The sequence below is a fragment of the Bradyrhizobium genosp. SA-4 str. CB756 genome, assembly GCF_000473125.1.
GTDB lineage: Bacteria > Pseudomonadota > Alphaproteobacteria > Rhizobiales > Xanthobacteraceae > Bradyrhizobium > Bradyrhizobium arachidis.
This window is the reverse complement of sequence record NZ_KI421499.1, coordinates 6056297-6070184: the sequence shown is the minus strand read 5'-3', so window position 1 is coordinate 6070184 and position 13888 is coordinate 6056297. Positions and strand designations below refer to the sequence as shown.

Here is a 13888-nt window from a genome sequence, read left to right as displayed (position 1 = left end):
CAATCAACAGCTAGCATTAGTAGTTGACCAACAGGCAATTACTGCGTCCCACAATACTCGCGAAAAGCTGGGCTGGAGGCGGAGCCTATGCGTAAGATAGCTGTATCCGGCTACATCTGATCTACTTTTTGATACTCGGTAAGCGTCGTTCTCAGGCCACGGCTTTGAGGGATTGCGCGCGATCGGCCCGGGGAAGTAGCTGATCAATTTCGCTGTTTAGGTGGCCATTGACACCTGCTGAGCGCGCCGGCCAGGCAGGCAAGCGGATCGACCTCGTTCAGCTTACAGGTTTATGCCGCCCGCCGAACTATGCCGAACGGATTTGGTACCCCGGTGTCACGCTGGCACCATCGATCGCGTGCGCGGCAGCCCCATTCCATTCGGCATAGTCTGGTCGTTCAGAGCGCCTCGAGGAAGGCGAGCAGATGGTCGTTCGGCTGGAAGCGGGTTCGCTTGCCGCGCTCGTACGGCTTGAGATTCGCCAGGGCAGCTTCCTTGAGGGCGAGGTGGGCGTGCAGGTACGTCTGCGTCGTCTCGACCGATTCATGATCGAGCCACAGCGGCGATCGTGTTGGCGCTGACATTGCGCTGGCGCATGAGGCGCTCGGTGAAGAAGCGCTCGATCAACGTGGCCACGTTGCAGGCGGGCTTCATGGCGTCACGTCCCATCGCCGATCGAGACGCCGCGCAGCTTCTTCCAACAACTAGGGGCAGGCCGAGAGATACCACTCGTGGCCCTGTACGATCACGTGGGCGCCGCAGCCCGATCTCTCTGGACACAATCGCTAGAAGACACGATGAACGTACTGGTGCAGCAAGCGACCTCCCTGTTCGGCAACAAAGAAGGTCGAGCCGCAGCGTGATCCGAGCAGAGCATCACGCTGGTCGGCGTAGTCGCGCAGCGCGGTTCTCGTCGTGGGATGCAATGGTACGAGCCGCGACTTGCCGAACTTGGTCAGCCGGACCGTCAGCACGCCGGTCGGGGTCGACGTCATCACGCTCCAGGCCCATCGCCTCGTATATGCGCACGCCCGTCAACGCGATCAGCCCGAACAGGGTATGGTAGGTCCATCGGCGCAGCCCGCCCGCTGGCGGCAGAGCCAGCGCTGCCGTCAGCAACGCATCGATCTCCGCGTCGCTGTAGACATAGGGCTTGGCCCGCTTCCATCCGGGCAGCATCCCGACGGGCGGCACCTCCGTTCTCGGATTGTAGTTGGCGACATGGCGCGCGAACCCGCGCACGTCGCTGAATCTCAGCGCCCAGGATGCATGACGATCGGGCGGCAGCGTTGCCCATTCCATTGCCAGCTTCGTCGTGATGATCCTGGCTTTGCGCTTCTCCATGAAGGCGACGAAGTCGGCGAGCCGACGGGGCTGATGCTCGTACGTGTATCCAAACCCCTTGCGCATGCTCAGGTACTTATAGAGTGCGGCGCGCATATGGCTCATTGCACGCCTCCCGGCCAGGGCAGGCTCAATGTTCTCAGCGCATCGATGTCGACCTTCGCGTAAAATCCGGGTGGTGTCGTGGTTCTCGTGTCGCAGCAACTGTCCGATCTCCGAAAAGCTCGCGCCAGATCGGAGAAGCTCGGTAGCGAGACTGGGTCGCAAGATGTGGGCGCCGCGGTGGGCGCAACCTTCGATTCCAACGCGATCGAGAGCGGCCTTGGCGATCATGGTGATCGTGCATGCGGAAGCAAAGCCGACATGTGGCGCGAGTGTGCGGACGAACAGCCGTCGGCACGACGACTTTAGGCGGCCATTGCGCAGATATGCAACGATAGCCGCGCCAATGTCTGGCGGTATCGGCATTCGTGCACGCTGTCGGCCCTTGGCGCGAACGAGTATCTCGCTGGCGCGCCAGCCGATATCGTCGAGGGTGAGCGTCGCAACATCGTCGGCCCGCAGGCCGAGCTTGGCCAGCAACAACAGAATGGCGTAGTCGCGGCGTCCCATCACCGTCTCTCGGTCGCAACCGTCGAGAGCCTTCCGCACCTGAGCGGCAGGCAGATAGGTCGGTAGAGTTGCGAGCTTCCATCGGCGCATCGATGGAACGCAATCCGCCAACAGGCGCGCGTTCAGCCCCCGATGGTAGAGGTAACGGAGAAAGGCACGCAGCGACCAGCACATTGCCTTGCCTGTTCCTGGGCTCCAATCCTGGGCGTGGCGCTCAATGTAGCGGATCACGTCCTCTTGGTCGATCTTGCACAGGGCGGCGGCGCCGCCGGAGTACACCTCGTGCAAAAACCTGCGGATGACCGGGAGATGGCGTACGATGGACCTCGGGGCCAAGCCGCGCTCTGATCGCAGGTAGGCATCGAACTCCTTGAAGATCCGTTCGTGCGGGGTGAGAGGCGGTAGCACCAACGGCGCGATCGCGCCTTCCTCGCGCAGCACCGACAACCATCGCTTGAGCGCTGCCCGGTCACCAGGTTGGATAGACTGCCTCCCGCCTCGATGTCGGAGGTACCGCTCAACGACCTGCTCATCGAGATCGACCAGCTTGTAGCGACGGCCTGATCCAACTCAGCAGCCCGCCAACTACGTTGAGGTAACGCCACGTCCTGTGCCGAACGAGCCTCTGTTCGACGAGACGAGCGGCGTAGCGCTCGACGAGCTGTCCGGCCGCAGATCTGTCAGAGGACGGAGGCGAGAGCCGCAGCCGGCGGCGAGAATGATAGCACTCTCGGGGAGCACGGGTTGCCATTCGTCCTTTCATCGCACGCCGTTGCGTGCCGCTATTTCCAGGCGCTGAAAGCGCCGACGAGTGCCTCAGGCGGTCAGGTATGGTGCTGCAGTAGCGTAAAGTTCAACATATCGAGCCCGGAGACGGTAAGACTACACGTTTGGGCCACGTGAGGGCTGTTGCGCCATTTGAGGATATCTCCAATATGACGGCAGTCGTTACAAGGTTGCAGTCAAACCTGACTGCGAGGGAAGAAGTGCAGCATATCGGTCCGTCAGAAGTGAACGCCGCTGTGTGCATGTAGCCTATTGTCGTCGGTCAAGGGGCTGAGGCAAATATCGCGCTTCTGCGCCGGCGAGTTCGTCGTACCTCAACAATTCGAATAGCTGGTCGAGTGTCGCAATGTTGGGCTCAACACTGGCAGCACTCTCCTCAGCGATGATGCGACCGCAGACCCGCTGCATTGCCGCTATTGCAGCTCGCATGGCATGGTTGGCCCAGATCACCGTGGAGATGCGGGCATTACGATACGCTGAGCCCGGTGTTCGATAGTATTTGGTTGGAACGATCACGATCGGCAACCGTTCTGCCAGGCGTTGACGAACGAAAGTATCTCGTCCGGTGTACTCTTTCGCGAGTGAATGAGTATCCCGTCAGCTCCTGCGTCGGCGTAAGCGTGAGCGCGCAAAATAGCGTCGTCCATTCCATGCCCGCGATCAAAGCCTCGATCCTGGCTACGAGGATCAAGTCGTCCGCGACTGCGTCCTTTACGGCACGCAAGCGACCGGAGAATTCGTCGATATCGGCGAGGGGGTGCCGATCGCCAACAAACGAGTTCATCTTCGGAAAACAGCTGTCCTCCAGCGCGAGGCCGGCAGCGCCGGCGCTTGCGGAGCTCGCGCGCCAGCAGGCGAGCATTGTTGGAATTCCCAAAGACACCGTCGCCGTCAACCAGGACAGGAAGCTGGCTTGAGTCTACGATCCGCTCGACTACTCGACGAGGTGACTCCATGACGCTTCGTTGGCGTCGCGGTATCCAAGAGAGCAGGCGATTGACAGGCGCGACGCCCAGAGACCCTCGAAGCCTGCGCGCTCAGCAATCGCGGCAAAGAGTCCGTCAAGCGCTTCCGTGAGGAAGGAAAGTTCGCTGCTGGAATTGATTTTGAGCGCGCATCAGTTCAACAAGTGAGGAGTCTGCGGATTGATTAAGCCGTTGGGGAGGAGAGACTGCGAGTGGTCCTGCATGCCGATTGCCTCCGTTGACCGAGACCGACGTTCATCACTCGATAGGTGGCATAGCGCTGTCATCTAGATCAATGGCGAGAGTTGATAGTTGACCGAGCCACGGAATTGGTGCGTCTCGGCACAGGTGCGCAGGATCATATCTAATCGCTCCTCAAGCCTCCACTCCGCCGCCGACGAAGCCCCGAGCTCGGGGTGAAAAATCATGAACCTCGTTCTGCTATCGGGGCGAGCGCGGAACGGGGTTCAGCTGCGCTGAAGGCTCCGCGGGCTAATGATTACCCCGGTCTACGCGCCCCCAGAGTCTCTGATGTTGGGTGTGCAACACGTTGTCGCGCCTATGACACGTCCGATTAAGCAAATAGCGTTTACAATCAAGCTATCGGAATTGGCATGAGCCTTGATTGAGGCACGTCAACAGCAGCGCCCGTGCAAGGAGTGGCAGTGGTGGCTTACAACATCATCTGCTCTCAGTTCATTGTCTGGAGCGGGCACGAAATCGACTTTTCCAATGACGCGACCCATCTCAACGCGCGTGTGGTTTTGTCAGCGTGATCGATTATTGGATCGTGGTCCGCGACAACATTGCTATGCGCTCGCGCCACGGTGCTACGCCTGTGCCTGGCCCTCGACCTGCCGGCAACAATATTCGACAGACAGCCGTCTTCAAACGGCTCGAGGCCGAGGTTCGGCTCATGGACCTGGACGGGCCGGCTGCGGTTGACTGGGTCAAGGTCAATGCTCTGTCGCTCAACATCCTGTCGAACCGGTCAAAAGACATTCTGGTCGCCTCCTGGGCTACCTATGGCTTGTTTCGGGTCGAGGGATATGAGGGTCTTGCCGTCGGCCTGGGCGTCCTGCATGGCATGGTGGAAGCGCACTGGGAGGAGTTATTTCCGTCGAAGACGCGGGATGATGCGCGGGCCGCCGCGATCGATTGGCTCCTGCACCTCGGACCGGCGCTGGCAGCGAATGAGCCGACTGAAGCCGAGGCTTCAGGAGTGATTGCCGCTTGTGATGCGCTCGAGGGATTGGGGCGCGAACTCAAGGGGAAGCTGGTCGAGGGGCGGGTCACTCTGGACGTGCTGTTCCGGGCGCTGCAATCGTATAACGAACGAGCCACCACTCGCCTCAATTCCCATGTCCGGTCGCAATGGCGATCGCTCCACCTGCATTCCGGGCTGAGCGGCTCAACCAGCCAGCAACCAACCTAGCGCTATGACTAGCGCCGGTGGAGATTGGCCTGTCTTCATGGACTGCTTGCCCATACCGTGCAGCAAAGGTGCGAGTCTCGCACGTCCGGTTTCTACAGGTCGATATATCGGGGTCGCGTCATCGCGATCTTCACATGGGATCTCGCTTCGTTGCCGGCGTGCCAGAATTCGATCTTTCGCACGCGTCACCCGGATCCCTTGGCTGCGTCATCTGGCCAGCCAGCGCATCGGGGCAGACGCGATCGCCCGCACCGGAGCGGCGAAAGGAAAGAGTGGCGGTATCAAAAGCGGACGTGAGTTCTTGGTCATCGCAAAAGTCGATCATTCCATCGCAGAAGCGCATCAAAAAATGAGTGCAGCCTTAAATCGTCACACCCCTGCCGTTTCCTTTGTGCATTCAGAGCTTGCGGGGAAATAGTGCGATGTCAGGTATCGATTGGAGATCGGGGGCGACGGATCACTTCCGACGCAAGTGTGGGGTGACGTTTCGTAGCTGATCCGAACGAGACGTCGCCCGAGGCGCTGTCCACCGTGCTGCGCATCTGCACGGCGATCGGCTCGATCGCGTCCAATCCGTATAAATTTGATTTCGCCGACCTGCCAGGCAGCGAGCGCGAAGCCTGAGCAGCCGCTGCTCCTCAGACTATCACGAGGCCAAGGTCGGACGACTATCATGACATGAACGATGGGATTCCCACCTGGAGGATCCCCGGCCTACGCTCTCCATGTAGTTCATGAGTTGGTCCGAATATCGAGTTCGATCTCACATGTCACCTCGATGATGCTCTCTGGACGGCCGCCGTTCTCGACAAGAGCATATTTCAAAGCTTGGGCGCGGTTGACAAAAAGGCCGCCAAAGGAGCCCCCTTGTTCGCGGGCAACCCAGTTACCGCGCCGGTCCCTGCCAACAAAAACAATCAGCGGAGCCGAGTCAGGCCAACGAGGCTCCAAAAGCTGAGTCATCATGTCTCATCCGTGACCTGGCGGTTCAAGTTGGCCAGTCGAGTGATCACCGACTTCCAAGTCGTGATCGAAATTGTGACGCTAGCTTACATGACGGCTCTCAACGGATAGGTGGCGTCAAACATCGGTTCGACTGCCCGGACGCCCCTAAGCTGTGGCTCGGGCCGCCCCCCATAGAGTTCGGCTGCAGAATACGTCAAACCTGAACCGAGTCCCCTGCCAGTTCTGGCAGGCAGCACGGACTCCGGAGCATCCGGAGAGTGACTGATGGCTTTGGCTCTGTACTCCGCGCCCGCTGTGTTACAAAACGCACCGGCTCTGCGCATGGCGCCGCACCGACGCGCGCGACTTCTGACGCTTTTCTCTGCGATCGATCTCTAGCGAGGCAGCAGGCCAATGTTAGAAAGTCACACCAGCCTATAGAACGCCGAGCTCAAGCTTTGTCATTCCGTTCTCACAACCAAGCGCTGAAGCTTGGCTGCTTCGGCATTTTTGGGGATGTCAGCTCCCTGCTCATGTCGATTTGGCCTACATCCTCGGTTCAGCGAGGGGCTGCGAGCCGCAAGAAATTTTTGAGCAACAGATACCCGTATTCGGCGAGTATCGATTCCGGATGAAACTGCACGACGGATAACGGACATAGATACTCGGGCCTGCTTGGAGTGCATGGACCAGGAGAGATAACGATCGCGCGGGGATTAAGGTTGATCACGTCGGCGACACGATTGTGGATACCACACACCGATCTCTTTGCCGCCGCGTCTCAGGAGCCGCCTTCCGCAGCGCGATTCTGCGCTTAGGGGAGGGCGCAATTGGTTTGAAGGATCCCGAGGCTTTCATTGCCCGTCTTGAGGCCGGCTTTTCCGTGACGGCGGTAACGACCGGCAAATTTGCGCCAGACGGAGTGCGGCGCCGCGGAATTGGGAGTTGAGAGGCCTTCTTCGTTCGTTGTCGTGAAAACCCGGAATGGGGGCGCTGAGCGAAGGCGCTGGTCGCGAAGAATGCGCTCACCGCAAGGCAGAGTGTCAGCCGGAAGCTTACTCGTACCCATTGCAAGCGCGGTCATTTTCTCGCTGGGTCGAACGTTGGCCATAGGATCGGCTTACAACGAAGCGGCCCGAGCGCTACTGCCGGATTTGTCATCGGTGGCGAGAGACGTTTGCCCCGCCGACAATGATACCTCAGCAAGAGCGCTGCGTCGTAGAAGCGGTTCAGCGCGGCCGGACCCTGTCTCAGAGTACGCGCGGGACAGCGACAACGCCGGCCATCTGCAGCTTCAACACTCTAAAGTTTAGGCGCATCGTCAAGCCGGAGCTCGATAGGTTTATGATTTCCAACGCCCGGCATCCGCTCTCGCGGAGTCATCTGATGCGCTTTCAGATTGTGCCCGCGCCGGCTTTCTTCAGTCTCACGGAGCCGCAGCCAGAAATTCCCCCATTCGAGATGGGGCCGGGAGACTGCGAATGGGTTCTCTCACTCATAAGTCGCAAGTACAATTACGACATGCGGCAGGATATTTGCCCAGGACGCCCTGGAGGCGCTGATCTTGCGAACGATCAGCAGCGACGACGTGCCGAACCGCATACCGGAGTTTATCTCGAAGCATCGAGGCACGGTCGGGAACGTGAACTTCGACTGCACTCTCGACAGCCCGTTGGTTGAAAGGGGGTAAATTGACGGGCGGCGCGACTGAGTGCCTTCACCGGCGGCCTTTAAGTGTGCGGACAAAAGCACTCAGGCGGGGTAGTTGTCGGCATATCCGCCGAAATCACCACTCTTGCTGGAGGCCCACGCTTCACCGGTCCATTCCACGTCATGATTGGTCTGTTTGTCTAAAAACGACTTAAGGGTCGCCCATCGAATCGCCGGGCTCGCGCACGTTGGCGACGACACAGGGGGTATCTTCAACTCTGATCAGTTTGACGCTGGGTCTGTCAGCCATGGCAATCCGCCACACTGGGGAGGGCTAGCGAAGAGTTGGGCCTGACCTAACTGGCTTTCAACCCCGCGCCGATCCCTGTAAAAGTACGGTGTTAGAACGCATCGAGACTCGTTATTCGCAACTATTTGACTTCCTTGACATCTGATACTTGAAAACGCGAACGTGGACCCTCTATGGTCGATTGAGGATATTAAAACGGGAGGGCTTATGGCTGCTGCAGGTCACGGACTTCTTATAAAATATGGCCTCGCAAGTGAACCGAGTGATTTGCAGGGCCGTCGTTGGGCCGATCGCGTTCGAGAACTCATCCGGCAAGGCATGGCGAGGGATGCTGCTGGGGATTCGGCAGCTAAGCAAATTTTCCCAGACTATCGCACGCGGGTCTATGCATCGGAGGGGGACACCATTGACACGTTGTTACGGCTAGCTGAACAAAAGTGATCGATCTCGCTTATTGGTTTGGACTCGCTAAGGATAACTTCTCTCCGGTCCAGTGGATTTTTGGAGGTGCGATCGGCTTTCTAGCGACTCGATGGACGCTGACAAAAAAGGAGCGATTGGACGCAAAACAAAAACTCTTCGAGAATGGCAGAGACTTGATGTTGGCGCAAAACGCGCGCTATCAGGAATTCACGAATGCCCTTCAGAAATATATCAGTAAGAAGAAAGAGCCGACGTTCGATGATTTCCTGTCGATTGCGACGGCGGGCGACAACTATTTCCATCAGCTTACTATAGTTAGCAACGCCATATTAGCCGGCAAGGTGGATTCGCACTCGCGAGACGCAACGTTGGTCCCGCGCATTGAAGAGGCAATAAAAAGAAATCTACCCGGCTACTATTCCACATTGCAAAATATTGCTGCCCGAAAAGGGTATGAGTACAGCGGGAAGCTGCAGCGTTCAAATTATGAGGCGATTTACGCGGTCGTCGAAAGATACGGGAAGATGAGACCACCCCACGAAGATGAGGAGCGTTCTTACCTCTACTCCGGGTGTTCTTAGCAACCGTTGAAGCCGGTTCCCGCGCCTAGAGGCAAGCTACCCTTTCAGCTTCGCGTTCAGTGCCCGCGCGTCCGAATAGCTTCCGGGCCGGGGGCCGTGTCCTGCTCTGCAATCCATTCGTCGACGGCTGAGAGTTCCTCAGGCTGCAGGCGAACGCCGACTAGCGTTCCCTTGCCGGTAGCGGGCGGCCCCCGTTTTTTCCTGCTCTGAGGTCCGGTGATCAAGGAAAACGGTGACGGCTAGGGTGCGCCGCACTGACCTTGCCCCACGGGCTCAATCCAGTTGGAAGTTCGTTCTGCCCCACGACAAGGACCAGGGCATGAAGCGCAGCCACTTTTCGGAAGAGCAGATCATCGGGATTTTGAAAGAGCACGAGGCCGGCGTTTCGGTTGCCGACCTGTGCCGCAAGCACGGCGTCAGCGACGCCAGCATCTACAAATGGAAGGCGAAGTTCGGCGATATGGGGTGTCGGAGGCTAAGCGGCTGAAGGCGCTGGAGGATGAGAACACGCGGCTGAAGCGGCTGCTGGAACTGGACCGGCTGATGACGAGCGCGGCAAGCCGAAAATGGTGGTCAACGACAACGGCAGCGAGCTGACCAGCAACGCCATCCTGACATGGGCGGATCAGAGCCGCGTCGCATGGCACCACATTGCGCCGGGCAAGCCCATGCAGAATGCCTTCATCGAGAGCTTCAACGGCCGGCTGCGGGATGAATTGCTGAACGAGACGCTGTTCACGTCACTGGCCCAAGCTCGCGTCGCACTCGGATGCTGGCGGGCCGATTACAACGATGCACGACCCCACTCGCAGCTCGGAAAACGCCCTCCGAGTTCGCCTTCACCTGTCACCCGCGCCGGGATCTGGCGCTTCGCTATGCCGAAGGCTCCGCGCCAGCTCCCGTCGCTCCCACCGCCCAACCGGGCAAATCCAACGACCGGGCGAACTCAGGATTGGATAAAACTTGGGGGCAAGGTCAAGTGGTTTGTCTTTGGCTCGCATCGTCAAACAATCTCTGAGTGGATTGATCATGAGTCCAAATCAGGCGCGCGGGTAATGCGCAGCAACATCTTCGAAAGAGTGAGGCCATTTGACCATGCGCGAGGTTGTAGGTCAGCTGCGTTCGTGTCCTTCTAGAGTGGCGTCTGGTGAGATCGCTCTACAATCAACAACACGTTTGCTAAACCCGCAGATCGAAAGGCGGTCGCGTGGATCGAGCGCGCGTTCAGAGACGCGCGAGTACTCGTCATGGAACCGTCAGATGTGATTGCTCGGAGTTGGATCGTTAAGGCGCTGGTGGACCTGCCGCCCGAGCTGCTCTACGAAGGCGAAGAATAAGCCGAACCGCAACGGCGGGGGCGTTCGGCCCTGCGCGCGACTGGCTCAGTCTCACGAGCGGGTCCGGAATGCGATTCGTGCTGTTATGGAGTCTGCGCCGCTGCTGCGCAGGCTCAAGATGCGCTCGGACGCCGGATCGAGCGGTAGCAGCGAGAGTTTTCTCCCTGCGTCTGAAGTGCCGAAAACATGATGCACGTTGCTGACGCCGCTCAACGGTCAAATCGGCGAACGATGGCGATTTGTCGACGATCGTTGAGATGCGATCAGAACCGGCAATTGGCCGGCCGACTGCTTCACGCACCAGGAATTCGCGATCTGCATCGTCAACGCTGGACAAGCCTCAACATGACGCACTCACGCTCCGATCATCGGAATGGGAAAAGCTCGCTAACGGTAAGCAAAGCGATACGACGCTTTGTCAGGTTTGTTGGGTTCGCCACACTCGTGTTTCGATTGTGTCGCAGAGCCGAACGGATTGAGAAGAAATAAAGTGGGAGTCCGGCTCATCAGCGAAGTGGCACGAGTTTTGATGGCTCTTGCTCGCGACGCGGCAGGGGTTGCCGAGTAGACATCATGCTTCGGGGCGCCGTCATGGGTGGCGGAGGAGGGAAAGCCGCATAACGGACGTCCGTCAAATCGCATGCTATTAGATGCTGAGCATAGATCGAACCGCCGACGCTATGCGCGGGTCCTTGTCGACCTTCGGAAGAAGGTTGCGAAGACTGCTCCAGCCTCCTTTGCTGAGAGCAGGGGACCAGATCTTGTACGCGCTCGAGCTACTCTTGTTTCCTTGACGTCCGCAGTGCGATCGGCGTCGGCTCTGACCGAAAGTGTTAGAGAGGTGCTTGAATGAGCTTAGATGATTGCGATCATGCGCCGCATGACAGCCCCGCTGCAGGTCAAATGTTCCGGGATCTCGGCGTTGAACCGATCATTAATTGCACCGGCGTACGTACCTCTTACGGCGGATGCAATCCAACGCGGTCTGTGCTCGCCGCAATGGAAGCGTCCAGGCAAGGCTTTGTCGTTCTGGATGAACTGGCGGAAGCGGTTGGACGGAAATTGGCTGCGCTCACAGGTGCCGAATGGGGGCTCGTGACCGCTGGAAGTGCAGCAGCAGTAAGTCAGGCGGTTGCTGCTTGCGTAGCTGGTAACGATCCAGAAAAGATGCTGAAGCTCCCGTTACGAGGCGAGAAAGTGGTGGTTGTCGCTGCTGATCAGCGAATGGCTTACGAGCATGCAATTCGAGCAGTCGGTTGTATGGTGCTTCCTATCGGCCGTGCCGCAGACGTGGATCAGCTTCCAATTGAGACGATCGCAGCAATATGCCTTGTTGCCTCAGATATTCCAAAGTCGGTCTTGTCCTTTGACCAAATCGCTCTGCGCTCCAAACAACTGGGAGTTCCGCTGATTGTGGACGGGGCCGGAGCAGCTCCAAGCTTTCCCAACGTTTGGCTTAAAAATGGAGCCGATCTACTGATTCATTCAGGTGGCAAGTATACCCGCGGACCGCAATCTACGGGCTTCTTACTTGGCTCGGAAAGACTATGTCGAGCAGCGTACCTGAATGGACCTCCTGGCCAATCGTTTGGTCGGTCAATGAAGGTTGGTAAAGACGAGATTATTGGTGCTTACGTCGCGTTGGAGCAATGGGTAAAGGGAGGGTCTGCTCGTGCGATGGAAAGATGGCGCGAGTGTATTTCGATAATGAAGCGCGGGTTTTTGAGCGTGCCTGGCCTGTCCGTCGAAGAGATAGAGCCAGCTCTGCATTCTGCAATCCACGAATAGCGGTTTCCTGGCAGGCTAAGACATTCCCAGTAAACGCGGACGTGATCGCCAGGAGGCTGGCCAGCGGGCGTCCGCGCATTGTGCTGCACGACTGTTGGCAACGCCCACAACGGATCGTAGTCGATCCGACCAATCTGACCAAAGTCGAAGCCGAGATCGTTGGCCGCTCGATCGTTCATGCCATCGCAGAACCGGCTTCAGCGCCAGCAGCACCACAAGTGGGCGTTTTCGGGGAGCTGGCGGGAGCATGGCAGGTCTTTATCGACTTTCTTCACGGCAGCGCAGTCCATTCGTTTCTGCTGGTACAGGATCGCCAAAATATAGCGGGCACGCACATCGGTGCCGAGGTCTCGGGTAATTGCCGAGGCAACATATTTGGATCGAAATTGAAGCTGTTTTCACAATTGCCGGGCGATCCTTTGGCCTTGGACTACGAGTTCGAAGGGACGCTTCGCGACGCCATTTTGACAGGGGTTGTTCACTTGGGTGCGTCCGCAGCCAAGTACAGCGGTCTCACCTTTAGGCGGCAATTCGGACGAGCGAGTTGGCGCGCCACGCGTATCCGAGCAAATCAGGCCGACGGCGTAAAATGTGCAAGTCGTCGCTAAACGGTCCTCTAGAGCCAGTCCGAGCAAATTGGAGATCATGAGGAAGTACCATCTTCGAGAACAATTCAGCCCAGTCCATGCTCGCATACTGTTGATACCCGTGGCCAAGCTGATTGAAGCGTATTTTTCCGGCTCGGACCAAGTGCAGGCCGGCCGCTCAATATGTGTGCAGTGCAGACCACGGTGAGATCGCGACCTACCGCGAAGGCGCATGGCAGAGGCAATACAATTGGTGCGACCACGACGGTCAAAGTCGTCTTTGCCCCGTAGTTCGTGTCATTCACCATCGCCGGAATAAATCTGTTCGGGCGAAATGAGAGGCGAGCGGAGCCGATTACGCGTGATCCGTGGTAGTTGAAGCACTCGATGATATGCGACCCGAATCGAGAAGATCGCCGCCCATCAGGGAGAATGATAGGCTGATCGTTGTGGCACTGGGCGGTGCAGGAATTATCAGCTACGGCACGCTTTATTATTGCGTGACGGCCATTGCAAAAGAGGCTTCCCATGACCTCGCAGTCAGAGGAGTGGCTACTCGCTTGTTTCTCCTTTGCTTTGCTTGCCAGTGCGCTGATGTCGCTGGTTGCCGGTCGCCTGATGGACCGATACGGCGCAGGCAACACAATGAAAGTCGCCTCGTTCGTTGGAGCTGCTAGCTGCGGATTCCGACGTAGTCGCCCGGGTGTACCGATATGAAGTCGCCCGGGGATTCCGAGACGATGTCGCCCACCTTTCCGATTTGATCTCGCCCGGGGACGAGGCGTTCTGGCTGCCTAGGTTCTCTGGCATTAGGCCAGCCGCGCGGTCAACTGGAATCGCGGCTTGAACCTGTTGTGTTTCTGTTGCGGTTGCTGTGGGCATGTGGGCAACGCCTTGGCGTTGTCCAAGCGCAGCGGCATGTCCACAGCGTCACGGTCTCAGGCCTTTCGGGCGGACTGCCGGGTTCGGCGCAGGCTCTCGCCGGTGAGGTCGAGCCGATGGGCGTTGTGGACGAGGCGATCGAGTACGGCGTCGGCATAGGTGGGATCACCGAACACGGCAAGGTGCCCCTATTCTTGACCGGGTCGTGTCTCACGTCACGATTACCGACCCGCATCATTTTCT

The 13888-nt window shown here is 58.4% G+C and carries 7 protein-coding genes and 3 pseudogenes; 5 read left to right on the top strand and 5 right to left on the bottom strand.

The window, feature by feature from the left end; all coding sequences use genetic code 11:
* Positions 1–398 precede the first annotated feature (398 nt).
* The 3 genes and pseudogenes from BRAGE_RS0129305 to BRAGE_RS49695 all read right to left on the bottom strand — a co-directional run bounded on the left by BRAGE_RS0129305 (position 399) and on the right by BRAGE_RS49695 (position 3847).
* A complete protein-coding gene (locus tag BRAGE_RS0129305; protein ID WP_027562800.1) occupies positions 399–584 on the bottom strand; it encodes a hypothetical protein in 186 nt (61 codons plus the stop codon).
* Positions 585–876: 292 nt separating this feature from the next.
* Complete coding sequence (locus BRAGE_RS56995; protein ID WP_051378122.1) at positions 877–2397, bottom strand: tyrosine-type recombinase/integrase; 1521 nt, start codon at positions 2395–2397, stop codon at positions 877–879.
* A gap of 594 nt (positions 2398–2991) precedes the next feature.
* Positions 2992–3847 (bottom strand): annotated as a pseudogene (locus tag BRAGE_RS49695) (isocitrate lyase/phosphoenolpyruvate mutase family protein).
* Between the two features lie 632 nt (positions 3848–4479).
* Between BRAGE_RS49695 and BRAGE_RS49690 the strand changes: the two are divergent.
* Positions 4480–5142: a type VI secretion system ImpA family N-terminal domain-containing protein gene (locus tag BRAGE_RS49690; RefSeq protein WP_027564517.1), complete on the top strand. Its 663-nt coding sequence runs from the start codon at positions 4480–4482 to the stop codon at positions 5140–5142.
* A gap of 732 nt (positions 5143–5874) precedes the next feature.
* Here BRAGE_RS49690 and BRAGE_RS0129265 read toward each other — a convergent pair.
* Positions 5875–6108, bottom strand: coding sequence for a hypothetical protein (locus BRAGE_RS0129265; protein WP_028146395.1), 234 nt, complete (start codon positions 6106–6108; stop codon positions 5875–5877).
* A gap of 2376 nt (positions 6109–8484) precedes the next feature.
* Here BRAGE_RS0129265 and BRAGE_RS0129260 point away from each other — a divergent pair.
* From BRAGE_RS0129260 to BRAGE_RS54985, 4 genes and pseudogenes are all read left to right on the top strand, one after another.
* Positions 8485–9051 (top strand): hypothetical protein, encoded by a 567-nt coding sequence (locus tag BRAGE_RS0129260; protein ID WP_027564518.1) that lies wholly within the window; start codon positions 8485–8487, stop codon positions 9049–9051.
* A gap of 319 nt (positions 9052–9370) precedes the next feature.
* Positions 9371–10069, top strand: a pseudogene (locus BRAGE_RS53245) (integrase core domain-containing protein).
* Positions 10070–11237: 1168 nt separating this feature from the next.
* Positions 11238–12176, top strand: coding sequence for a hypothetical protein (locus BRAGE_RS54990; protein WP_141263240.1), 939 nt, complete (start codon positions 11238–11240; stop codon positions 12174–12176).
* Positions 12177–12217: 41 nt separating this feature from the next.
* Positions 12218–12784, top strand: a complete 567-nt coding sequence (locus BRAGE_RS54985; protein WP_141263242.1) for a hypothetical protein — start codon at positions 12218–12220, stop codon at positions 12782–12784.
* A gap of 917 nt (positions 12785–13701) precedes the next feature.
* Here BRAGE_RS54985 and BRAGE_RS53240 read toward each other — a convergent pair.
* A pseudogene (locus BRAGE_RS53240) lies at positions 13702–13821 on the bottom strand (ATP-binding protein); the annotation flags it as partial.
* Positions 13822–13888 lie beyond the last annotated feature (67 nt).